The 22,872-nt window shown below is 40.4% G+C and carries 28 protein-coding genes, 1 tRNA gene, 1 rRNA gene and 1 riboswitch; of the genes, 7 read left to right on the forward strand and 23 right to left on the reverse strand.

Features of this window, described 5'->3' with window-relative positions; genetic code table 11:
• A 16S ribosomal RNA gene (locus tag FBF75_RS05120) occupies positions 1 to 130 on the reverse strand; the annotation flags it as partial.
• A gap of 435 nt (positions 131 to 565) precedes the next feature.
• Positions 566 to 668: riboswitch (TPP riboswitch) on the forward strand.
• Between the two features lie 97 nt (positions 669 to 765).
• Here FBF75_RS05120 and thiT point away from each other — a divergent pair.
• Positions 766 to 1,341: an energy-coupled thiamine transporter ThiT gene (gene thiT / locus FBF75_RS05125; RefSeq protein ID WP_136944502.1), complete on the forward strand. Its 576-nt coding sequence runs from the start codon at positions 766 to 768 to the stop codon at positions 1,339 to 1,341.
• Positions 1,342 to 1,581: 240 nt separating this feature from the next.
• Here the strand turns inward: thiT and FBF75_RS05135 are convergent, their stop codons facing one another.
• Complete coding sequence (locus tag FBF75_RS05135) at positions 1,582 to 2,136, reverse strand: GNAT family N-acetyltransferase (RefSeq protein ID WP_136944503.1); 555 nt, start codon at positions 2,134 to 2,136, stop codon at positions 1,582 to 1,584.
• A 170-nt stretch (positions 2,137 to 2,306) separates the two neighbouring features.
• On the opposite strand from FBF75_RS05135, the gene FBF75_RS05140 reads away from it, so the two are divergent.
• The 3 genes from FBF75_RS05140 to ftsW are packed head-to-tail and all read left to right on the forward strand — an operon-like array spanning position 2,307 to position 5,253.
• Complete coding sequence (locus FBF75_RS05140) at positions 2,307 to 2,945, forward strand: DUF1232 domain-containing protein (protein ID WP_169476055.1); 639 nt, start codon at positions 2,307 to 2,309, stop codon at positions 2,943 to 2,945.
• A 14-nt stretch (positions 2,946 to 2,959) separates the two neighbouring features.
• Positions 2,960 to 4,114: a rod shape-determining protein RodA gene (rodA, locus tag FBF75_RS05145; RefSeq protein WP_136944504.1), complete on the forward strand. Its 1,155-nt coding sequence runs from the start codon at positions 2,960 to 2,962 to the stop codon at positions 4,112 to 4,114.
• A gap of 5 nt (positions 4,115 to 4,119) precedes the next feature.
• Complete coding sequence (gene ftsW / locus FBF75_RS05150) at positions 4,120 to 5,253, forward strand: putative lipid II flippase FtsW (protein ID WP_481746905.1); 1,134 nt, start codon at positions 4,120 to 4,122, stop codon at positions 5,251 to 5,253.
• Between the two features lie 30 nt (positions 5,254 to 5,283).
• Here the strand turns inward: ftsW and FBF75_RS05155 are convergent, their stop codons facing one another.
• Positions 5,284 to 6,831 carry a flotillin family protein gene (locus FBF75_RS05155; protein WP_076820979.1) on the reverse strand — a complete coding sequence of 516 codons (1,548 nt, stop codon included), beginning with the start codon at positions 6,829 to 6,831 and terminating at the stop codon, positions 5,284 to 5,286.
• A gap of 11 nt (positions 6,832 to 6,842) precedes the next feature.
• Entirely contained in the window at positions 6,843 to 7,373 is a 531-nt protein-coding gene (locus FBF75_RS05160) for an NfeD family membrane protein (protein WP_056702380.1), read from the reverse strand.
• A gap of 205 nt (positions 7,374 to 7,578) precedes the next feature.
• Here FBF75_RS05160 and FBF75_RS05165 point away from each other — a divergent pair, with 205 nt between their 5' ends.
• Entirely contained in the window at positions 7,579 to 8,058 is a 480-nt protein-coding gene (locus FBF75_RS05165) for a DinB family protein (RefSeq protein WP_019743389.1), read from the forward strand.
• Between the two features lie 40 nt (positions 8,059 to 8,098).
• Here the strand turns inward: FBF75_RS05165 and FBF75_RS05170 are convergent, their stop codons facing one another.
• Both FBF75_RS05170 and betB read right to left on the reverse strand, forming a co-directional pair.
• Positions 8,099 to 9,307: an iron-containing alcohol dehydrogenase gene (locus FBF75_RS05170; protein WP_136944505.1), complete on the reverse strand. Its 1,209-nt coding sequence runs from the start codon at positions 9,305 to 9,307 to the stop codon at positions 8,099 to 8,101.
• Positions 9,308 to 9,334: 27 nt separating this feature from the next.
• Positions 9,335 to 10,804: a betaine-aldehyde dehydrogenase gene (gene betB / locus FBF75_RS05175; protein WP_058213676.1), complete on the reverse strand. Its 1,470-nt coding sequence runs from the start codon at positions 10,802 to 10,804 to the stop codon at positions 9,335 to 9,337.
• A 207-nt stretch (positions 10,805 to 11,011) separates the two neighbouring features.
• Here betB and cudC point away from each other — a divergent pair, with 207 nt between their 5' ends.
• Entirely contained in the window at positions 11,012 to 11,569 is a 558-nt protein-coding gene (gene cudC / locus FBF75_RS05180) for a choline uptake/conversion transcriptional regulator CudC (protein WP_136944506.1), read from the forward strand.
• A 72-nt stretch (positions 11,570 to 11,641) separates the two neighbouring features.
• Positions 11,642 to 11,714, forward strand: a tRNA-Ala gene (locus FBF75_RS05185).
• A gap of 59 nt (positions 11,715 to 11,773) precedes the next feature.
• Here the strand turns inward: FBF75_RS05185 and FBF75_RS05190 are convergent.
• The 17 genes from FBF75_RS05190 to FBF75_RS05270 form a co-directional block, all read right to left on the reverse strand.
• Positions 11,774 to 12,220, reverse strand: a complete 447-nt coding sequence (locus FBF75_RS05190) for a biofilm-forming protein (RefSeq protein WP_136944507.1) — start codon at positions 12,218 to 12,220, stop codon at positions 11,774 to 11,776.
• 102 nt (positions 12,221 to 12,322) lie between these two features.
• The gene (locus tag FBF75_RS05195; protein ID WP_136944508.1) at positions 12,323 to 13,141 is read right to left on the reverse strand and encodes a peptidoglycan recognition protein family protein; all 819 of its coding nucleotides are present in this window, start codon (positions 13,139 to 13,141) and stop codon (positions 12,323 to 12,325) included.
• A 19-nt stretch (positions 13,142 to 13,160) separates the two neighbouring features.
• Positions 13,161 to 13,424 carry a phage holin gene (locus FBF75_RS05200; RefSeq protein ID WP_116306105.1) on the reverse strand — a complete coding sequence of 88 codons (264 nt, stop codon included), beginning with the start codon at positions 13,422 to 13,424 and terminating at the stop codon, positions 13,161 to 13,163.
• Positions 13,425 to 13,436: 12 nt separating this feature from the next.
• A complete protein-coding gene (locus FBF75_RS05205) occupies positions 13,437 to 13,649 on the reverse strand; it encodes a BhlA/UviB family holin-like peptide (protein WP_017367922.1) in 213 nt (70 codons plus the stop codon).
• A gap of 36 nt (positions 13,650 to 13,685) precedes the next feature.
• On the reverse strand, positions 13,686 to 13,826 hold the full coding sequence (locus tag FBF75_RS05210; RefSeq protein ID WP_039170001.1) for an XkdX family protein: 141 nt from the start codon (positions 13,824 to 13,826) through the stop codon (positions 13,686 to 13,688).
• On the reverse strand, positions 13,826 to 14,146 hold the full coding sequence (locus tag FBF75_RS05215; RefSeq protein ID WP_136944509.1) for a hypothetical protein: 321 nt from the start codon (positions 14,144 to 14,146) through the stop codon (positions 13,826 to 13,828). The genes FBF75_RS05210 and FBF75_RS05215 overlap by 1 nt, the downstream gene beginning before the upstream one ends.
• 13 nt (positions 14,147 to 14,159) lie before the next feature.
• Positions 14,160 to 15,476: a hypothetical protein gene (locus FBF75_RS05220; RefSeq protein WP_240692315.1), complete on the reverse strand. Its 1,317-nt coding sequence runs from the start codon at positions 15,474 to 15,476 to the stop codon at positions 14,160 to 14,162.
• Between the two features lie 521 nt (positions 15,477 to 15,997).
• Positions 15,998 to 17,203 carry a hypothetical protein gene (locus FBF75_RS05225; protein ID WP_046526571.1) on the reverse strand — a complete coding sequence of 402 codons (1,206 nt, stop codon included), beginning with the start codon at positions 17,201 to 17,203 and terminating at the stop codon, positions 15,998 to 16,000.
• Between the two features lie 209 nt (positions 17,204 to 17,412).
• Complete coding sequence (locus tag FBF75_RS05230; RefSeq protein WP_017367927.1) at positions 17,413 to 17,589, reverse strand: phage portal protein; 177 nt, start codon at positions 17,587 to 17,589, stop codon at positions 17,413 to 17,415.
• Positions 17,586 to 17,915 carry an XkdW family protein gene (locus FBF75_RS05235; protein ID WP_017367928.1) on the reverse strand — a complete coding sequence of 110 codons (330 nt, stop codon included), beginning with the start codon at positions 17,913 to 17,915 and terminating at the stop codon, positions 17,586 to 17,588. The genes FBF75_RS05230 and FBF75_RS05235 overlap by 4 nt, the downstream gene beginning before the upstream one ends.
• A 10-nt stretch (positions 17,916 to 17,925) precedes the next feature.
• Positions 17,926 to 18,798: a hypothetical protein gene (locus FBF75_RS05240; protein ID WP_046526570.1), complete on the reverse strand. Its 873-nt coding sequence runs from the start codon at positions 18,796 to 18,798 to the stop codon at positions 17,926 to 17,928.
• Positions 18,799 to 18,813: 15 nt separating this feature from the next.
• Positions 18,814 to 19,197: a phage tail-collar fiber domain-containing protein gene (locus FBF75_RS05245; protein WP_116306108.1), complete on the reverse strand. Its 384-nt coding sequence runs from the start codon at positions 19,195 to 19,197 to the stop codon at positions 18,814 to 18,816.
• Between the two features lie 11 nt (positions 19,198 to 19,208).
• Complete coding sequence (locus tag FBF75_RS05250; protein WP_116306111.1) at positions 19,209 to 20,132, reverse strand: YmfQ family protein; 924 nt, start codon at positions 20,130 to 20,132, stop codon at positions 19,209 to 19,211.
• A complete protein-coding gene (locus tag FBF75_RS05255; RefSeq protein ID WP_136944511.1) occupies positions 20,119 to 21,165 on the reverse strand; it encodes a baseplate J/gp47 family protein in 1,047 nt (348 codons plus the stop codon). Before FBF75_RS05255 ends, FBF75_RS05250 begins: the two co-directional genes overlap by 14 nt.
• Positions 21,158 to 21,580, reverse strand: coding sequence for a DUF2634 domain-containing protein (locus FBF75_RS05260; RefSeq protein ID WP_008344087.1), 423 nt, complete (start codon positions 21,578 to 21,580; stop codon positions 21,158 to 21,160). The genes FBF75_RS05255 and FBF75_RS05260 overlap by 8 nt, the downstream gene beginning before the upstream one ends.
• Before the next feature lie 14 nt (positions 21,581 to 21,594).
• The gene (locus FBF75_RS05265) at positions 21,595 to 21,861 is read right to left on the reverse strand and encodes a DUF2577 family protein (protein ID WP_017358996.1); all 267 of its coding nucleotides are present in this window, start codon (positions 21,859 to 21,861) and stop codon (positions 21,595 to 21,597) included.
• Entirely contained in the window at positions 21,858 to 22,868 is a 1,011-nt protein-coding gene (locus FBF75_RS05270) for an XkdQ/YqbQ family protein (protein ID WP_135226206.1), read from the reverse strand. Before FBF75_RS05270 ends, FBF75_RS05265 begins: the two co-directional genes overlap by 4 nt.
• Positions 22,869 to 22,872 lie beyond the last annotated feature (4 nt).

Consider the following 22,872-nt stretch of genomic DNA (forward strand, 5'->3'; position numbering starts at 1 on the left):
AGGTTACCCACGTGTTACTCACCCGTCCGCCGCTAACATCCGGGAGCAAGCTCCCTTCTGTCCGCTCGACTTGCATGTATTAGGCACGCCGCCAGCGTTCGTCCTGAGCCAGGATCAAACTCTCCGAGGTATGCAGGATGCATATCACACATGCGTTGCTACACGATGTAGCGAACTTAGCATGTGATCATTTCCTGCCTCGTCAGTCCGACTGACTACCTATGAAGTATCATAGGATTTTTTATAAAAACTCGAATTAACAGGTACGTTTTGTCTTGTTTAGTTTTCAAAGATCATCTTCATTTTCGCTCAGAGGCGACTTTATTAATATAACATTCTATCAAGATGAAGTCAACAACTTTTTTCTTGAATGTTATTTCTCAACCGCGCTGTTTCAGCGGCGAATACAAATATAACACCTTTTAAAAGAAGAAACAAGTATTTTTTCTAAATAATTTATTTTTCTTGATCTCTTCCTATATATTCGTACAAAAAGGGCTTAACTCCGTAATTCACTATTGTTGATCCTGTAGGTCTTTAGTATATTTATAATAGATTGAAATTAAATAACCGCAGGGGGAGCTTTGTGCTGAGAGTGAACAATTCGTTGTTCTGACCCTTTGAACCTGTCAGTTAATACTGAAGTAGGAATGTGGAATCACTTGCATACATGCATTGTATTCAAGCCGATATGTTTTTCTATGAATCACATACTCATCCTGACATGGTCTCTCCTTGCACAATTCGTGAAAAGGGGATTTTTTTATGCAGCAATCAAATCAATTAGTACGACTGATGGAGATCGCCATCATGACTTCTCTTGCACTTGTTTTAGATTATTTATCAGGTCTCTTTTTAAGAATGCCAAACGGCGGGTCAATTGCACTGATCATGATTCCTGTCATTCTCATGTCCATTAGATGGGGGGTGTCTGCTGGATTTATCATCGGTGTGTTAATCGCAGGACTGCAGCTGATGAACAATCCTATTATTGCTACACCTGTACAAGGATTTCTCGATTACTTTGTCGCATCTGTTGTGATTTGTTTAAGCGGGCTATTCTCAGGATCAATTAAAAAAGCCATTCAGGATAAAAAGCGAAAGAAACAATTCTTCTATATTATCCTAGCTGTATTTGTCGCCAGTTTTTTCAGGCTGCTGACGTTCTTTATTTCAGGCGTAGTTTTCTTTTCTCAATATGCACCAAAAGGAACACCAGGATGGGTGTATTCATTAGTTTATAACAGCACATATATGATTCCTTCATTTATCATTTGTAGTATTGTTCTTTGTTTACTCATCCCTAGTGCGTCTCGTTTGGTTTTTCCTCGACAAAAATAACCCAGCTGTTTCAGCGGGTTATTTTTTTATGCATAATTTGCTGCTCTATTGAATCTATTAATAGTAGAAAATTTCATACTGGAGGTACGACAATGAATCCTTACTCCATTATGCTGTGCTGTTACATCCTCAGTCTCGCCTACTTTTTGGCCAGTTTCTATGAGGCATTAAAAATAGCAGGTGTGAAAGGAAAAGTAGAGGCTTCTCCTTTTATATCTTATATTTTACTCGCCACCCTTTTTACTTTTTTCTCTCATTATTACTGGAAGCTGACGATATAATCTGTTGAACATGAGCACTTAGTACAGATAGTTCCCATCCATACCCTATTTCTTCATGGTTCTCACCAGCCAGCTCGAACTGGCTGGTGACGGCAAAACTAGGTTGAAGTTTTTGATAAAATTGCTTAGCTGAATTTTGCTCAAATACCCAGAGCAGCATATTCTGATAGCCTTTCTCTATTAAATAATCCACACCTTTTGCAATCAAAGCCATACCCGCTCCTGATTTCTGTTTTCTCTGCAACAAATAGATGGCATAAAGCTCACCATCATATATTGAATATCTCTCATCACGCTGTTTTCCGAAGGAAGCAAAACCAAATACTCCGTCAGCATCCTCTGCGACAAACGTGCCTTCAAGCGACCTGCTTCTCCAGCTCTCTTCCCGCTCCTCTACATTTAAATCATCTAAATACTCTTGTGAAATAATGCCGTGATAAGTCGTTTGCCAGCTCTTCACATGAATTTCGGCAATTTTAGGAATATCATTATGTACTGCATGTCTAACCTTCATCTGAACACCCCTTTTAGCAATTTCCTACTCTATGTTTCATATGATAAGTTGCTATTTTATAAAATTCAATCCCTAATGGATATTCGTTGACATTTTGTCAACACCCCTATATATTGGGTACGACTTCTTCTATTAAAGAGTTGAACTTTATGAAAAGGGTGAGGAAAGAGATGGAATTTAAAACAACTGAGCTTCGGCAGTTTTTAAAAGAACAACTGCAAATACGTTCTCTTTCATTAAGAGAACTGAGTACACAAACAGAAATTGATAAAGCCACACTGTCTAGAATCATGAACGGAAAAAGAAAACCGACTTTGAACCATTTACAGCGGCTTTCAGATGCTCTACACATTTCTTTAGATCATCTATTGATCACGGCTGGATTTTCAATTAAAAACGAAAGAGTTCACGGTGATACGTTCATTCAAGCGGTAGAAGAGATTGAGCGAACGCTGAAAGATCATGATGTCTATGACGGAACGTTCAGCGAGAATGAATTGAAACAGAAGTTAAATGAATATGAGACCTATAGTCAATCAGACGAGGGAAAAGAAACGATCTCAGCAAAGTTTGAAAAAAAGATAGACACGATAAGCGGTGTTGGGCCATTTCTTGATCAATTGAAAAGCATGTACAGCTCGTTCATGAGCGCACGGGGTACTTCTCGAGAATTGATGTTGATGGGAGGCGCATTACTTTACTTCATTATGCCCGTTGATTTAATACCAGATTATATTTTTCCGATCGGCTATATTGATGACGCTGCAGCGGTGCAGGTCGTATTAAACCAGCTGACAAATAGGTCATAGCAGGTGACGGAGACATGAAAAAACAGAACAGCATTGACTTCGCATTATTATTCACTGTCATTTGCTTCTTTGTGATCAGCCTGCTGGCTGTGTATAGCGGATCGGGACAGTATGAAACGCAAGATATGTTTTATTTCGTCAAAAGACAAGTTTTCTGGTATATCGTCGGCTTTGGCCTTATGGCGGCAGTTGCTTACTTTGATTATGAACTGCTTGAGCGGTTATCTTTTCGATTATTTGCAGGTGGTCTCTTCCTCATCATTCTCGTTCATTTTTTTGGCACGAATCAAAATGGCTCCCAAAGATGGATCAGCTTGGGGCCCATGAAAGTGCAACCATCAGAATTTATGAAAATTTTTGTCATTCTTCTGTTAGCGGCTATTTTAAATCGATACAAACATCAGCGCTTTGCGTTTAAAGAAAGCATGATTCCCACAATGAACATCATATGCTGGACCGCTGTTCCTTTTTTCCTGATTTTAATTCAGCCAGATTTGGGAACGGCACTTGTGATCTTGTCTATAGCTTTTACACTGATGCTTGTGTCAGGCATTTCAAGTAAGATGATCGCTGCATTAATCGCTTCTTTTCTCGGGCTTCTTGCATTTTTGACCTACTTGCACAATGAACATTTTGAGCACTTTACAAAAGTGATTAAACCTCATCAGCTTGATCGCATTTATGGGTGGCTCTCCCCAGATGAATTTGATTCGACATATGGGTATCAACTGAAACAAGCAATGCTTGGCATTGGGTCAGGACAATTATCAGGAAGCGGTTATACAAAAGGAAATCAAGTACAAGGGGGAAATATCCCTGAAGCCCACACAGATTTTATATTTGCAGTTATTGGTGAGGAGTTTGGTTTTATCGGCGCCTCCCTATTGATCTGTTTATATCTTATGATGATCTATCGAATGATTCATGTGGCTATGCATGCGAATACCCTTTATGGGCTTTATATATGTGCTGGGGTGGTTGGGCTGATCGTCTTTCAAGTCTTCCAAAACGTTGGGATGACAGTAGGGCTAATGCCTGTGACTGGTCTTGCCCTTCCTTTTATCAGCTATGGGGGCAGTGCGCTTTTAACCAATATGATCGCCATTGGCCTTGTCTTTAGTGTCAATTTGAGGTCCTCATCCTACATGTTTGGACGTAACTGGGATTGAAGGTGATGTCATTGATTCTTTCTCACCTAAAAAAAATCGACTACATTCTTGCTGGGACGATTGTTTGTCTTTGTTTCTTTGGATTACTGATGGTGTACAGTGCGAGTTATCCTTTAGGCGAAATAAAATATGGACAGGGCAGCTACTTCTTCATGAAACAGTGGCAATGGCTTTTGATTGGGTTCTTCTTTTTCATCGCCGCGGCCCTGGTTCCATATCAAGCTTACCGTAAATATATTCGGTGGCTTGTTATGCTGTCATTGTTATGTCTTATCCTTGTCCTGCTTCCTGGAATCGGTGTTGTCAAAAACAATTCACAGCGATGGGTTCAATTGGGCTCTCTGATCATCCAGCCGTCTGAGGCTGTGAAATTAGTGATGATCATCTATTTTGCCTATGTATATGCAAGGAAACAAGCGTACATTACATCCTTTAAAAAAGGAGTACTGCCTCCACTTCTTCTTTTAAGTCTAGCTTTTTTATTGATTTTAAAACAGCCAGATTTAGGTACAGCAGTTTCTATTTTATTGAGCTGCGGTATCGTCTTATTATGTGCTGGACTTAAAACACGCCACCTCATTCTACTAGGTTCGACGGCTGCGGCAGGGATCACTTTTTTTGCTGTGACCGCTCCTTATCGCTTGAAACGAATCACTTCTTTTCGTGATCCTTTCATGTATGAGGATGGAGATGGTTATCAGCTGATCCATTCTTATCTTGCCATGAATTCAGGAGGGCTTACCGGGAATGGTTTAGGCGGAAGCATTCAAAAACTAGGATTTCTTCCTGAAGCCCATACTGATTTTATTATGGCCATCATCAGTGAAGAGCTGGGAATCATGGGGCTGTCGTTTGTGTTGGGTGCCTACCTACTCATCATGTATCGCGCCGTTCGAATCGTTCAAGATTTACAAGATCCATTTGGAAAGCTATTAACGATCGGGCTTACTTTTCAAATCATGATTCAAGCAGGCTTTAATCTAGGAGCTGTCTTCGGGCTTCTCCCCATTACAGGCATACCCCTTCCCTTTATTAGCTACGGCGGGTCTTCATTGGTGTTCATGATGATATCCGCAGGCATTCTTGTGAATCTTTCTTCATCTATCAAAAGACACCGGCATGTACCCCAAGTAAAATAGACACCCTCTATCAGAAGGTGTCTTTTGATTTTATTCTTCTATTTGACGTTCAGCGATTTCTTTTTTTCTTGGCTGTTTGATTTCATTCGTCAGTTCTTGGATGCTTTGTTTCACATTGCCTTTGCCAGAGAAATTCTCAATAATTTCTTTAACATCAATTCCAGAAGAAGCTTTCAGACTTTCTTGAAGACTGGACATAAGGTTTGTCGCATAGCTGGTCACTTTGTTGGCGCCGCTGCCTTCCCCGTTACCACCTGTATCAACAACTGTAATTTTATCAATGTTAGAAAGTGGAGCAGATACTTGTTTCGCATATTCAGGTAGCATTTTCACAATCATATCAAGAATCGCCGCTTGACCATACTGTTCGAATGCTTCTGCAATTTTCTCTTTCGCTTCTGCTTCCGCAAGTCCTTTCAACCTAATGACTTCTGCTTCTGTTTCCCCTTTTGCACGATCGGCTTCCGCTTTGGCAAGCCCGTCAATCCGAACTTTCTCTGCTTCTGCTTTTGCCATTGCTTCAATGCTGTATTTCTTCGCATCTGCTTCTGCAAGACGCTTCGCTTTTTCCGCCGCAGCCGACTGCTCAACAGCATAACGGTCCGCATCTGCTTTCTTTTTCACTTCAGAATCGTATTGACGCTCACGACGCTGGATCTCTTTTTCTTCTAATTCAATTTGCTTCTGACGTTCAATGATTTTGACTTGCATTTCTTGTTCAGTTACATGCTGACGATTACGAGCTGTTTCAAGATCGTACGCTTGGTCGGCGCTTGCTTTTGCTGTATCTTGTTCACGTCTGAATTCTGCTCTTTTCAGCTCATTGATTTTTTCTGCTTCAGCGATTTCAGTGGCACGCTCAAGCTCAGATTTCTTCGCATCTTTATCTGCTTCTGCACGTTTGATACGTGTTTCTTTATCTGCTTCTGCTGTTGCAATATCTGCATCGCGTTTCACTTGAGCAATTCTAGGTTTACCTAGTGATTCTAAATAGCCATTTTTATCACGGACATCTTTGATTGTAAACGATACAATGACAAGACCCATTTTCGCTAGATCTTGAGAAGCGACACGCTGTACTTCTTGAGAAAATTTCTCTCTGTTTTTATAAATCTCTTCAACTGTCATTGACCCTAAAATGGAGCGAAGGTGTCCTTCTAGTACTTCTCTTGCTTCATTTTCACGATCTTCTTTTGTTTTCCCTAAAAACTGCTCTGCCGCAGTGGCGATTTCTTCAATTGATCCGCCAATTTTAATGATCGCCGTTCCATCGGCCATGACTGGTACACCTTGTTCAGTATAGACTTCAGGCGTTGAAACATCTAGCTTGCTAGATAGTAAGCTGAGCGGCTCTGCTTGTTGAAAAACAGGGAGTACAAAGGTACCTCCACCTCTTACAATCTTAATCTTGTTTCCACCTTCATCCACGTGGACATTTTTACTTCCGAGGTAACTTCCTGTGACGATTAATGCTTCATCTGGACCAGCTGTCCGGTATTTCGAAACAAATACACCAATAAGTGCAATGAGAATCACAAGCACAATTCCAATAATAATTAATATGGTTGTTCCTGGCATAGCATTCCCTCCTAGATTTCTTCATTTGGTATAACAGATAACACGCCTTTGTTCACTTCGACGACCAGCACCCGGGTTCCATATGGAATCTCCTCTTCGTCGAAACTGACGGCAGGCTTTGAGATTTTCCCGCTGTTACTAATTAACAGCACTTCTCCAAACCCATCTTTTGGTACAGATACAATGATCTCCCCAGTTCTTCCTTTTAGGTCGGCCTCCGTATATGAAAGAGATTCTTCAGCAGAGGAAAGCGGGACTAAGACAAATACATTTAAACAAGTAACGAGAACCACTGCGAGAATGGTAGATAATACTGCGCCAAGTCCACTTCCTACAATTGCTGTTTTTTCAGAGATAAATCCTCCAGCCGAGAAAAAGGTAAGAAATGCGAGGATCAATGTTGGTTGAAGGAACGGGACAGGAATCGCTTCAAACAATCCATCAAATACATCGCCAAAAAAGACGAAAACAAGCGTCAGGATTCCTGATACCATCAATATGTATAAGTACAGCGTCTGAAGAGGCAGCCCAAACACATCCATCTTCCTCACCCTTTCTTTATGAAATGAGCAGCCTTTCATTCATTTAGACCATGCTCACATCCAAGTGTATTCCTTCTAACAGGTAATACGAACCACTTTTGTAAAGGTTTCAAATTTCCTCACAATTCTTCAAAGGAATTCAACGATAGCTCAAGAATGATTGTCATGTACCAGTATGTTAAAATTTGATCTTGAGGTGATGAAAATGAGTTTATTACATGATGCAAGACAAGAATTGTGGCAAGAGCTGCAAGGTTTGAACGAAGAACAATTGAATCAAAAATTATCTGATGATACTTGGAGTATTCAAGAGGTGGCAGATCATTTAAAGAAGATGGACCTAGTTGCAGCAAAACATCTAGCTGCCGAGGGGAAAAAAGCACCGATTAAAGAATATGAGCCAAAGCCGGTGGAAATGGCAGAGGATCGTTCAAGAAAAGCCACTGCGCCTAGTATTGTTGAGCCAGAGCGCAAGCATGTGACACCTACACATTTAAAAGATGAGCTTGATACAGCTCGTGAGAAATTAAATCAAATTTTATCAACGTTTACAGAGGAAGATTTCAAACGCGTGATTGCACATCCTGTGTTTGAAGAACTTTCATTAAAGCAATACCTTGATTTTATCGGCGCACATGAAAAGCGCCATATTCATCAAATTAAAGAAATTAAAGAACAGCTATAAGATGTAAAAAAGACTCCCTTTTGGGAGCCTTTTTTCATTGTTACACTGTTTTAGGTGTTAAATCAAAGCAGCGAGCGTAAATCCAGTTGTATGCTTTTTCGTTCAGGTCTCTTGGATTTCCAACTGTTTGCGGATCTTTCATTGCTTCTTTAGATAAGCGATCGATCATATCTTTTGGTACACCTTGTTCTTCTAATGAAGGAACTTCTAGGTCTTCCACTAAATCATACATCCAATTCACTGCTGCTTTTGCGGCTTCCTCTGTTATCATTCTGCTTGTATCAATTCCGAATGCTTGCGCAATTCGAGCGAACTTCTCTGGGTACCCTTTCCAGTTATATTCCATGACAGGTCCCATCATTGCCGCTACACATTGGCCATGTGCGACAGGAATAATACCCCCAAGCGTTTGGCTCATCGCATGGGCTGCGCCAGCTGATTCACTGCCATAGGAAAGTCCGGCAAGCATCGCGGCTTGTGCCATGCCATATCTTGCTTCCAAATCCTCTCCATCGGCAAAGGCACGGCGAATATAATGAGCAGCATATTCAATGGCCATGAGCGCTACCGCATCTGTAATTGGCTGAGCAAACTTCATCGTATAGCATTCGATCGCGTGCGCAAGCGCATCGATACCCGTCATTGCCGTCACATGCGGCGGCATAGATACATGAAGCTCAGGATCAATCACTGTTAGGTGAGCTGCAATGAGCGGTCCACCTGTGTTGAATTTAAATTCCCTTTCTTCGTCAGTGATCACTGCCCACTGCGTGACCTCTGAACCTGTACCAGCCGTTGTCGGAATTGTGGTTAACGGAGGGATTCTATTTTCAAGCGGTTTTTTCCCCTCAGCCGCTTCGTAATCAAGAACTGATCCTTCATGAGTCGCTTCCACACCGATAGCCTTCGCTGTATCCATTGAGCTTCCGCCACCTACTGCGACTAAACCATTACAACCTTCTTTTTCATATAACGCAGATCCTTCATTCACTAAACGGACTGGCGGGTTTGGTTCTACTTTATTAAATAGAACCACATCAATTTGCGCTTCTTTTAATGAAGCAATCACTGGATCTACAACACCTGCTTGATAAATACCAGGATCTGTGACAAGCAATACCTTTGAAACGCCGTATGCTTTTACTTCTTCCCCAACATGTTTCACTGCCCCAATGCCATGCTTGATGACAGTCGGAATTTCAAACGTATGGAATTTTTGCATGCTTTCAATTTTCATATTTAAAGTCATATAGAATCTCCTCCAGATAAGTGATATTTATTTAAACCAATGAACCGCTTCTGGTTTTGTATTTCGATATAAATGTTTTAGTTCCGTATATTCTTCAAGGCCCGTACGTCCTAATTCACGTCCAAGACCTGATTGTTTATATCCGCCCCACGGTGCTTGGGCAAAATAAGGATGGAAGTCGTTGATCCATACCGTGCCTAATCTTAATTGACGAGCCACTCGTTCGGCTTTGCCAATATCAGAAGACCACACCGCTCCTGCTAAACCATAAATCGTGTCATTTGCCAGCTCGATGACTTCTTCCTCTGATCGGAAGGTTTCGACAGTGAGGACTGGTCCAAACACTTCTTCCTGTACAATTCGCATCTCTGATGTACAGCCTGAGAAAATCGTCGGCAAGTAGAAGAATCCTTTTTGAAGCTCCTCTGCATCAGGTCGTTTCCCACCTGTCTCTAAGGTTGCTCCTTCGTCTAAACCGATGCTGACGTATTTTTCTACTTTTTCTCGATGCTCAGCTGAGATGAGCGGTCCGCTCTGGGTTCCTTCATCAAAGCCGTTGCCTAGCTTGATTTTTTTCGTACGCTTCACCAGTTCTTCTAAAAATTCATCATGAATAGATTCTTCCACTAACAAGCGTGAACCTGCTGAACACACTTGCCCTGCATGGAAAAACACAGCATTCATTGCCTGGTCAACCGCTACGTCTAAATCAGCATCTTGAAAGACGATATTCGGGTTTTTCCCGCCGAGCTCAAGGGCGATTTTCTTCACATTCCCGCTGGCTCCCTGCATGATTTTCTTCCCTGTTTCAATACCGCCTGTGAATGAAATTAAATCGACTTGGTCATTGACAGCCAGCTCATCTCCAACAGTTGCTCCAGGTCCAAGCACTAAGTTGGCAACGCCTGCTGGAACGCCCGCTTCTTCCATAAGTTTGAAAACTTTGATCGTGGTTAATGGTGTAATTTCACTTGGCTTTAGTACGATTGTATTTCCAGCTGCAAGGGCAGGAGCGATTTTCCAGCTCGCTTGAAGCAATGGATAGTTCCAAGGAGTGATTTGACCGCATACACCGACAGGTTCTCGGACTAATTCACTTTTTGAATTTGGAATAGGCGATGCAATGATTTCCCCGCCATCCTTATCAGCAAGACCTGCATAATATTGAAATACATTCGCAATATCGTCCATATCTGCTTTGCTTTCCTCTAATGTTTTACCCGTATCAAGTGATTCTAATTTGGCTAATTCATCAAGGTCTCGTCTAATCAATTCCGCAATTTTAAACACAATATTTCCTCTTTCAAGTCCAGGCATGTTTGCCCAATCACCTTGATCGAAGGTTTTTCTTGCTGCCTTAATGGCTAACTGCGCGTCATTTCTTGATCCTTCACTGACTGTCGCGATCACTTCTTGATTAAATGGATTGATGATATCTCTTGTGTCGCCACTCTTAGCGCCAACCCATTGTCCATCGATAAATAGTGTTTGACTCATAGAAGGAACCTCCTCTGATTCTCTTTGGTAAGTTTGTTAAATAAAAATTTAACGTTTTGAACATAATTAACTTAACATGTTCAAATTTTTCTGTCAAAGGGTGGATATGCTTCTTTTATTTTGACATTTTGCATTCTTTCGTTAACATATAGTCCATAAAGATTTTTTTGAACGTATTGAATTCACTTAATAGAAAGCAGGGACAAGATGAAAAAGCAGGAACAGCCACAAGCAGAAGACCGCATTTTAGCTGCTAAAGATCTCGTCATTGATTCCATCGCTGAAACAATGGATCTCTATGGCATTACTAGAAGTGCGGGTATTTTATATGGGACGATGTATTTAAATGAGGAAATGACGCTGGATGAAATGCGTGAAGAGATGCAAATGAGTAAGCCTAGTATGAGTACAGGTGTGAAAAAACTCCAAGACATGAATATTGTCAAAAAGACCTTTCACCGTGGCCGAAGAAAACACAGCTTTGTTGCTGAGAAAGACTTTTTTAAGTTTTTCATGAACTTCTTCCCGCAAAAATGGGAACGTGAGGTTGAGGTCAATCTAGCAGCGATTGAAGAAGCGCAAGAACGCCTTCAAGATGTAGCTCATGATGATCAGGCGGAGGAACATGAAAGAGAGGAAGCGAAACAGCTCATTGAACAGCTTGAAAGCTCAAAAGCCTATTATGACTGGCTTAGACGATTAGCCCACTCGGTTCATTCGGGAGACATCTTTGACTATATTCCAATTGTTCAGAAAGAAAAATAGCCGGGGTGTTTGTGTTTTACAGCTTGAATTTTACAGGAGGATTGATTATAATAAGTTATGTCGTAATACTTCGGGGCATTAGCTCAGCTGGGAGAGCGCTACGCTGGCAGCGTAGAGGTCAGCGGTTCGATCCCGCTATGCTCCATTATCAAAAGCCTATCCAATGATGGATAGGCTTTTTCATTTGATTTTACTCATAAAAGCTTATTTGTCTGGTTCTTGAATTTGATAACCAAAGACTCCTTTTATTTCAACATCCCCACAGCCTTCTTTTTTGGTCAGTTTAATACCATGGGGTCTATAAATGTAGCGCCCACTTGATAAAATTCGGTCTGTTGCACTTAGATCATATTGGTTACCTGTATACTCTTTGACTGATGAAGGAAAATCCGTTCCTGATAAGGATGTTCTGTAGAGTGTCACCTCTAAAGTACAACCCTCTGCATTTAGTATAGAAAATTGGTAGCCATAAGTAGATGGATATTGTTCAGGATTATTTTGACCTCCTGGTACCCACAAATCTTTTTCCTGTTCCGTCATGATGAAATCAACTTCTACTTCTCGATAAACGGTCTTAGCTGCAACCTTTTCCATATTAAAATGGAACATGACAATGAAACAAAGAGACATCATTACACTTATCCGCTTCATACAACCCCTCCATTCATTTTCATCATTATACAACAAATAACACCAAAAATGGTTTTATTTTACTTTTTTATAATAAATAAGGGTTGATCCATTCCATATGTGTTAACTTTCTATGACCTTTCTTAATGTTTCTTTGGTCTTTGGACCATATATGCCATCTGGGGTTAACCCATGCATCATTTGAAATCGAGACACTGCATTCGCAGTCTTGGGTCCGTAGTACCCATCGATTCCATTATTGATCGCTCCCTTATCAGGATAAAAATAAATCGATGCTAGGGCTTGTTGTACGGCTTTTACAGCTGACCCTTTTGTAAGAGGCTTCGTCACTTTTAAAATACCTGCGGGCAAACTGTATGTTTTTTTGACCTTGTTGATTTTAGATGTTGATCTCGTTGATATGGTTTTGATAGATGTTTCTTTCACAGGTTTAGCTGTTGTCATTTGACTTGATGCTGATGCAATACCAGCCTTGAAGCCATCCCAACGATTTAACAGCTTACGCGGACACTCTTTCCCGCTCCAATGCTTATGTGGCACCACGTTTGATAAAGGAATTCCTAAATCCCCCATCAGTTTCCGAATAAGCCATTGGGCGTTTTTAACAGCCTGTTCAAAATTAGCGCCTGCATTTTCACAAATCTCAATTCCAATTGATTTCATATTGCCAGTTCCTCTACCATCTCCTGCGTGCCAGCCATTTTCGTTTAAAGGTAAATGCTGATAAATGACCTGATCATCGACCGTGTAGTGCCAGCTAACCCCGGTACTTGCCCGAGCAACAAATGCTGCATGATTTGCCGCATCAGCCCCCCGTCCAGTGTTCGATGTATTATGCACCGTAATATAGAGCGGCTTCATCCTGTTTCCTGGTCTGTTGCGATTCTGTTTTGGGATGAGTGCTTGAATGATCTTCACCATATTGTTTCTCCTTTAAGAATTATTTTGTTAACCCTCTTTGTTTCAGGGCATCTTTTTGCAATTGACCTTTATAGGTCACATAATTATTTTTAAACCAAGCGATCATGGCAGTGACCATAGTGAAAATTGTGGAACCTGCCACATATAGTGCCTCTCCTACGGTTTGCACTTGCTCCTCGCTAATCGGCAGCACTGTTTGTCCAAACATGACAAGCGTTTGGTTGATAAGCGCAATAAAAAGAAGCACTGTGCGAATCACAGTGCCTTTGTCGAATGTTTTCATGATGTTTTCCTCCTATTTTAAATTCCGTTCAATTTTATCGAGCTTGTCGATCACGACGTCATACTTCTCACTAAACTTTGCTAACACATCATTTTGCGCCTCGATTTGCTCATTGAGTTTGTTTTCTCGTTCTTTTGTTGTGTTGAGAACATAAAACAGAATCCAGCAAAAAAGAACGGCGAATGGGCCTTGTGTCATTAAGTTTTGAACGACATCTACTTCCATTTGAATCACCTTCTTTCCGGCAAAAAAATAAAGCCATTAGGCTTTGTATATTTCTCCAGTTATATTTTGATAGTCTTCTGCCGAGATCCAGCCAATGCTTACATAAAATGCAATGTCCTCTGGGCCGTAACACTGCCAGTCCCAGAATTGTTTGATATCCGCTACAGTTGGAAACATCAATCTGAAGCACCTACTTTTTGCATAGCTAATAGCTGCGTTAATTGTTTTGATAACAAAGCATTTTGTTTCTTTAAAAGTTCTATATCACTTGGCGGGAGAGGGGCCGGTTTTAAGCTGTCTTTATACTCTTGGGTCGCTGATTCATACCATTGTTGTTTTTTCACATCAAATGCAGCCTTATAAAAAGAAGGATTATTGGGTGGTGCAATTGTTGTGCATTGCTCTGGAATAATATAATTTCCATCATCATCCCTTTCGAACACTTCGATAGGTCTGATCAATTCATTTTGCTGATTGTATTCATAGGCTTCTATCATTTGTATCACTTCCTTAATTTAATGGAACAACCATGTCTAAATAGTAGCCAGTTACTGCACTGTTATTCACTGCATGTAAACCAGTTAGTTTTAGCTCTCCTGTATTATAGATATATAATTTACTATGACCCGTTGTACCTGATACGGGAACTGATACTACTATGCCTTTATCGGGTAATCCTGTATTTGGAATACTTCCACAGATCACTTCTCTATTTGCTATTAGGTGACCCCTCAACAATAATAAGTTCCCCCATTTAACATATTGGATCGCTCTGTCTCCAATAGAGGAACCATTGACTAGTGTGACATCTAGCCACTTGACACTTTCAAAATCAGCATCAGTCACTAATTTTTTCCAACCTTTAAAGACACCATCTGTATGAACAGTACCAAACCAATGAGTGTTGTCATAACTTCTAATGACATGAATAGTCTTTCTACCATTTACCGTTTCTAAGATATCAATATTAAACCAAGAAGAATCATTATCGACAGGCATATTTACAACATTAGATCCTACTGCAAAGTAAAAGCCGGATGGCAGCGTTAAAATATCAGTTCCTATTGACATGGAAAGTCTTAATCCCTTTGAATTTAATAGGTTATGGTCATTAAGACGTTTCCAACCGCTCCACTCTTGTTGTGTACCCGTTACATCAGTTGTTGAACGGTTAATATAGACATCTCCTGTATTGTTTGCACCGATGACCCATCCATAGGTATTTTCACTAAAAACAGACAACGCCCTCATTGAACTTCTTGTCGGAAGATCTGGATGTGCTTCATGAATGTACCATGAATGAACTCCCGGCAATTTTATCAGCTTATCTAAAATACTAGGATCATCTGCATTAATTCTTTCAAAAGCTTTTCCATCGTCAGCAGTAATTTTAGACAATTGTCCTGCATTCCATTTGTTTTTTTCATTTTGAGTCGGCATTTGCATCCAGTTGATTCCGATGTCATTCACATGATAGGAAAAACAAAATGAGTTGCCTGATGTATCAATTGCAATTCCTACGCCAATATTATTTTGACCTACAAACTGAAAGCCTCTTAGTGCAGCATTGCCTATAGCTGGGGAATCGACTACTCCAGAACCACCTGGCGCATAAAATGAGCAAGCCCCTAGCGCTTTAATTCCCTCATAGATACTGCCACCAGCAGGAATATTGATCAATTGGGACCCGTTATCATTTGTCAGTTTATATAGCTGAGATTCGTTCCATTTTTTCTTTTCTGAACCAGATACGTGACGAATTGGATCTCTCGTATGAAGGTTGAATTGTTCTAGTAGTTCCTGATCATTTTCAATTAAAATTTTCACTAAATCGTTAAAGAGATCTGCATGAGCTTTATCGCTCGTCTTAAAAGGTTGAGGTGTTTTTATGATCTTATTCTCCTTCCAAAAAACATTACGAATTAGGTGATGTTATGATAAAAATCAGTTATTTCACTTCGTTCTTAGATTTGGAACCAAACGTGATGAATTCATTAGGATTCAAGTCATTAGAACAATATTAAGTACATATTTTTTAAATATCCTGATTTTTATAATATTAATTTGTCACGTCTGCCCTTACCTATGATTGACGCCACTCCAATAAAGTGGATCGATTGCATGGGTCTATTCCCTTCCTTTATTGTAAAAACAACAGAGTCAAACTCATTCTTTCTTCCTGCAATTTGACCCAATAATTTTAACAACATGTATTGTGCATTGCGTTTCTGTTCTCGTTCCTTTGTTGTATTGAACACATAAAATAGAATCTAGTAAAAGTGAACGTCATTAAGTTTTGAACGACAGCTTCCACCGATTTGCACACACACTTTATTTTTCAAATAATCCTATCTTAGCTGTGACAAAGTAACATAAGCCCTATTTACTGTAATAGTTCTTCCAGTGTTTTTGGGTGTAATATAAAATGTTAACTTATCCCCCGCTTTAAACTTTTGTTGAAGGTACAATACACATATACTTGATGAGATAACAGGATTCCAATTACCTAATCGTTGAAATTCTGTACCATTCACATAACATGACAAAATGCTATCTGATCCAACAGGAATGTTATTGCTATTAAGATAAAGCCTAATTAAATACAGACCATTATTTTTCAGTGTAATTTCAGCTCGCGAACGATTATACTCTCCTAAATCGTCTGATCTTGTATCACCAAAATTAAGTTTTGTTGGAACATTTTCAACGGCTGATACAGAAGAATTATCGAGATCATACGTATCAACAAAAGAAGTATTATCCATATCCTCCTTTGTTAAAACACGTTTCCAGCCTTGCCACCCCAAATTTAAATCAAGATAATTTGTATACATGTAATTGTTATAATCTATTGCTATGACCCATCCAAATGTACCTTTTCCATTACTATCTTGAGAAGTAAAATGATACATACCACGACATGATCTTGTAGTTGGGCTGTTTAATGCTTTACCTGTGGCATAAAATGTACCATGCTTCGGGCCTAAAGAAACAACCTTTTCAAGTAAATCTTCACCATCTGAAACAGATAGAATCACCCCTCCATTATCTGAAGTAATCTTAGACAATTGCCCATCATTCCATTTATTTCTTTCAGCATTTGACGGGAGCTTTGTCCAGTTAATAGTAGTATCTGCAGCATTATAGTAAAAACTATAAGCATTACCAGTAATATCTACAGCAAAGCCAGTACCAATGTTATCTTGGCCTACTGTCTGTAATCCTCTCAATGAAAGATTTGATGGGGAATCTTCGACTCCAGAAGCTGCATAAAAAGTACACGTTCCTTTTCCTTTTATCATATCAAAAATCCTAGCATCAGCTCGCACATTAATTAAATGACTTCCATTATCCGCTGTAATTTTATAGCCCTGAGAATCGTTCCATTTTTTCTTTTCTGCTTCAGATGCATGTGGATTTATATCTTTCATATGTTGATTGATTGACTCTAATAGACCCACATCATTGTCAAGAAAAGCCTCAACCATGTCATTAAATAGATCAGCATGGGCTTTATCAGTTGTTTTAAAAGTACGTGGTGTCTTAATCTCCATGATCATTCTCCTTTCAAATCTATTATCACTATACGCTTCCTTCCACTATATAATGTTATCTAATCACTCTGTGAATCATCACATTTCTGCTTTTTTGTATTAGCTGCTGTATTCTCGCATCATTTGTATGTTTTAAGAACTGCTCTAATATCGTTCTCAAGTAGTGCTTTGAACATGTCATTGAAAAATCAGGTATGGTCCTTTTATTTCTATTCAGTTTTCACTCTTGATGCTTGTTTTATTTCTTGCAACTGCTCTAAAGTGAGCATCCTTTGCTCGTATCCTGCATTTAGATCTTCCATCGAACAATCACCTAATTCAACTGCTTCTTTAACTAATTCAGGTGTCACCCATTGGAAATATAATGCCATAACCCAATAATTCATGTTTCACTCCCTCCTTTAATGAAGAGGATCTCATTTTTCAGCGCCTTTAGTTCATTTGTTAAAAGATCACATTGGTGTTCAAGCTGTTTTCTCACTAGCTTTTCTTTGGCTACTTCTTGTGCTAGATAATCTAGTGGAAGAGGTGGTTCATACCTCGGGTTGGCTTGGGATTCCTCCCACCATTTTTTCAACTCTTCTACCGTTGGCTTTGGCACATCTAGATGCCACTCGTTTAAATACGAACCATCGCCATCATTTCTTAGTTCAAAATCTTTTTGCGGGTCCGCATCGGGGTATTTATACTTAATGGCTTCATATAAAATCATCTGAATCCTCCTACACTCTCGGGAAATTGCGGCCGCCTAATTCCGTAATATCGAAATAGTTGTACCAACCTGAATTATCAGATATATAACGATCAGAATTTCCCGCATAGCCTATATACATGTAAATTTCAACGTAATCTCCTTTATTAGCTGGAACATTCGCAGCCCCATATAAACCTATATCAAGTTTTGCCGTTTCAGAGGGTGTGGCAGGGAGATGTCTATAATGAGATATATTTTTATAATTTTTACCATTTAAAAAAATAGACAGCTCAAAATTTGCATACATTTGAACCGTCTCAATATAGACTCCAGCGTTTACTAGATACATTCCGTTTTCCGGACAAATAAAACGACTATTTTTTATATCAAAATTATTGTGACTATCTTTGATTTTTCGATTAAAAAGGATTTTTTGTCGCTCAGCATTATTAAGCAACTGCTTACCAGTTGTACCAATGTTCGTATGAAGAAAACCAGAGATTTTGTGCCACTCTGTCCACCCTGAGGCTATATACCATTGTCTAAACCAAATACCAGTACTAGTAAAATAACTAGTTGTTTCATTACCGTTGCCATAATAATATTGTATAAAACGATACTCATTTATTTTTTCGTTCTTCACAAAACCTAATTTTGTAGGATATCCGGTATCATTCGCTATAGCCATCAACGTAATCCCATTTGGATATTGCTCACCGCTGACTGATGCATCTTGAATGGCTTGATCGCCTGTTAAAATGAACAAGCTTTCATTTGTGATTCCTTCTATTTGTCTACTGAGCGCATTGTCATTCTCCACAAGTGTATCGACCATCCGGTTAAATAAGTTGGCATGGGCTTTGTCAGAGGTTTCAAACGGTAAAGGTGATTTTATGTCCACTTCTTTTCCCCTCCATTAATAAATATCATCAATCTCAAAAACAAATTCGATGTCGCCATCTTTTTGTTTATCTGTCATGGTGCGGATGGCAGTGAATTTGCCGGCTTCGTCGACAAGGGCTAGTTCATTGATGACTTCGCCTGCGAGTTCTCCTTCAGCGATGGTGCAGGTGTAGCGGATTTTTGCCGGTTCCATGAAGGTAAATGAATCAATATTTTTTTGAACCAGTTCTTTTTTGAGTGCTTGTTCGGTTCCGTCAAGAGAGATCGGTTTTCCATCCTTTGTTCCTCCATTGCCGAACGCCATTTTGACGACTTTTGTGAGTTTTGTTCCTTCTGCTCGTGCCTTTGCCATTTGTTGACGTGCATATAGTGTGGTTACGGTTAATTGATCAGCCATTGTGATCCTCCTTATAAGTCTATTTTTTTAGAAGTTGCTGCCAGCATTTTTGATCCATCAAGCGGAACGGATCCATCGAGAATCCAGTAATGCTCCTTGATCAGTAAACTGCCGCCTTGTTCATTTTGAACATGTACTGGTAAGCGGAACGTCATCCTCTTTTTCGCGTGATGTGAAAGCTGGTTCTTTGCACGCAAAGTCAGCGTAGCTGCTTGCTTCGTTTCATACGATGCTCCAGTCATGACATAATTCAGACGATATGCTGTTTCTTTCTCTTGTTGAAGCGGCATTCTCATCTTTAATGAATGCCGAAAACGAGCTGGGACCTCCGTAGTACCTCGTATCCCGCTAAGATAGAACGTTCCATTTAATACGAATTCACCATTGAGTAAAATTGGAATATGATCGAAAAAGCCCACTCTGCTTCGCAGTGTGAGCCGCTGGTGATGATCATTTGTTTCATGAACATCGGTATGATGACTGGCGGTGAACGTATACGCCAAATGTGCTGGCTTTAACGTTTCGAGTATTTCGACGATATATCTTGTGTTTTGCAGGTCATCCAGGTTGACACGCAATGCAAAATGATAACGGTTGACTGTAAGACGGATGATCGCACTTGGATTTTTAAGAAATCGATTCACTGATTTCTCTAATGAAAGATACGTAATTGGTGGAATGTTCGACATCATATTGAGTAATCGTGCCCTGCGCAGCTCAATTGAATCATCTGACTCTCGCTGCACCTTGAGCATTCTTTCCCACCGATTCAATCCCCACGTCGCTGTTAAGGGGAAGAACTGATCCGTTACATCAAAAATGGATTCGTCCAATTGTTCAAACTCTGGCGCCTCCGTTTTTAGTAAATGATCCACATCATAAATCTCTGTGAAATAAGGCGGCAAGTAGTTTTTCATTTCATCAAGTTTGCTCAATAACCTTCACCTGCCTCAGACGTGGTATCTCAATGTCCTGTAATACTAAGTTTTTTGACTCCCCATTCAATAAGACATTTGCATAATCGGACACGCTCTCTGAATGGTACAAGATATCATTTAAGGCGGACATTCGAATCGTACTTTTTTCAAATGCGATTGATTTTAACAGTGCTTTGACCTTTTCTTCTATTTCTTTTTGCGCACCTTCAAGCGTCCAGTCCATCTGAAGTTCGACGGACACTTCTATGTCAATATCTAGCCACTTGGCGCTTTCAACAGTTGCTTTTGAACCAATAGGAGCTTGTCCTTCTCCTTCTCCCGGGACAGGGTCGATATACTCCTGGACCCTTTCGACAAGAAGATCAGATGCTACATCTAGATTGCCGTCTGTGATGACAATTTTGACCGTTCCCTCTCCATTCCATAGCGGGAACACTTTCGCTCTGCCAACACCAACCACTTCCTCGGCCCACTTTTTGTAATGGGCTCTGTTAGCACTGACAGCCTCTCGCCTTGCGCGTATTAAATACCGATCGTATAATGACGCATCATCTTCTTCCTCTTGCCCTGGTATCACCAATTCCTTCATGATCATCGACTCTAGACCTGAAATGGTATCAAGCGATAGCAGCGGCTGACCTGTTAATTGCCCATTGCCGGCTGTACCAGTTGTCTCACATTCTAGTGTACCGTCCTTTGAAAATTGAAAATATACGTCTTCAATAAAGAATCTTGATCCTACTGGAATGTTTACGTTCTCTGGTTGAATGGTTACGGACCACACCGCTGTGGTAGCTGGCTTTCGTTCAATCCCTACTTCTGCCGCTCGGCGATCTAAAAATTCCCCCTGTGCTGTATCAGCAAAGACAAGCTCAAACACTTGATCAAGCCAAATATACGACTGAGCGAGTTCAGCAGCAGCAGGCGCCAAGGCATTCCAAATGACGCTGTTTTCTCTTTTATCTATGTCATCTGGCAGCCTGTCCAGCATTCTTTCCATCAACGCCTCATACGTTTGCTCCTCAAACATCTCCCTCCATCACCTCCTCTATTTCTAATGTGCCTTCATCTGTGACAATGGTTAGTTTGACTTGAAAGGCATCATTTTGCTTCGTGACCTCTATCTCTTCAATATGATCAATCCGCTCATCAACGACCAATGCTTCTTCAAGCAATCTTGGAATCTCCATTTCTTTGTATTCATCAGTTGCTTCAGTATCAGTCAATAGCTCCTGAATTTCAGTGCCAATATCGTGACTGTAAATGGGATGTGCATAGCGCTCTGTTCGCAATGTCATATAAATAAATTGACGGATCGATTCAATGCCTGTAATGGCTTCATTTGTCAGCCTGCCATTTTCAAAATCTATGCGATACGTCGTCGAGGTTTCTACCTCTTCATCTTCCTCTGTTTCCTCGATTTCTTCCTCTGGTGAAAGTGCCACGTTCATCACCTCCCTTACAATTTGTCGATGATGTAAAAGGACTGCCCTCCTGCCATTGCGAGTACCATAATGCTGTCTCCCCTTTTCAACTCATCATCCTCACCCTTATTTAAGCGTTTAGGCCAAATAAGCAGTTCTTCTGGAATGATCAGCTTACTATTTTCATTTAATCGGATGTGAAGAGGCGAAGCCATTGTGACCTCTCCAATCACCAGATCAATTGGAGAAGCTGCATCTACTGCATTGACAGCGAGTCGTTTAATTGCTTCACTTAATCTCATGCTTGATCACCCTTTGGCATGGAATTTTTCTCAACGACGTCAATTGTCATGGTGTGCTTCACTCCATTGAATTCATGCTTGTCTTGATCGATCCAGTAGGTTTTTTTGATGTTGATTTCAGGGATTTTCAAATAGATTGGCAGACCGCTTTGCAGTTCAGGGATTCCGAGTGCTTGTATGCTTTTCACTTCTTGTTTGACGCCTTTTTTTTCAGCTAGGCGTACTTTCGCTCTTTTTTGAAGCTGCGGCTGGTTGATTTGACCTGTGACCGTCTCCACATGCTGTAAAATGCCGTACTGACTCTGACCCGCTTTGTCCTGTTCGATCACCACAATATCTGATTTGCTACCTTTTTTCTTATTCTTCCCCTGTTCGTCTACAGACGTGCGCATCTTCACACGTGTTGCTGTCTCTTCAATGGAGGTGCTGTACTGATAACCGATGAGGTTGACGCCTGATTCAATGACCCACACGTCCTCTGGATCGGGCCAAGCTCTCAGCCCCATCTTGCCTTTAGCAGAATAAATTTGATAATTTCTACCGGTTTGCCGCTTCGTTTCCTTCAATGCTTTTAAAATGATGTCATATAAACTCGTGTCATTTTTAAAAACGAGAGACTTCATGATATGTCCTGTATTTGCGATGGATGTCATAGGAATTTGAAAGTCTGCCCCGATCCGCCTCAAAATTTGATCTGCCCGTTGATTTGAAAAAACATATACATCTTGGTTTTTCACTAAATATTGGAGCATATCGTATGCGGTAAAGGTCAGCTTTCCTTCAACAGGCGTCCTAGAAAACACGATGCCTCTGAACAGCTCTTTTCCTTTCCATTTAAAAAGAACCGTGTCTCCTTCTGAGACACGGTAATATGTTTGACTGCCTTGCTTTGTGATAATATTCGCCTGAATAGAGCGAGGGGCCTGATACCTTTGCCCCTGAAGTGTCACACTCTCTGTGACAAGCTCATACATCGTGCCGCTTCTGATGGCAAAAAGCTCAATCAATGTC

The organism is Bacillus sp. S2(2019) (genome assembly GCF_005144805.1).
Lineage (GTDB): Bacteria > Bacillota > Bacilli > Bacillales > Bacillaceae > Bacillus > Bacillus altitudinis.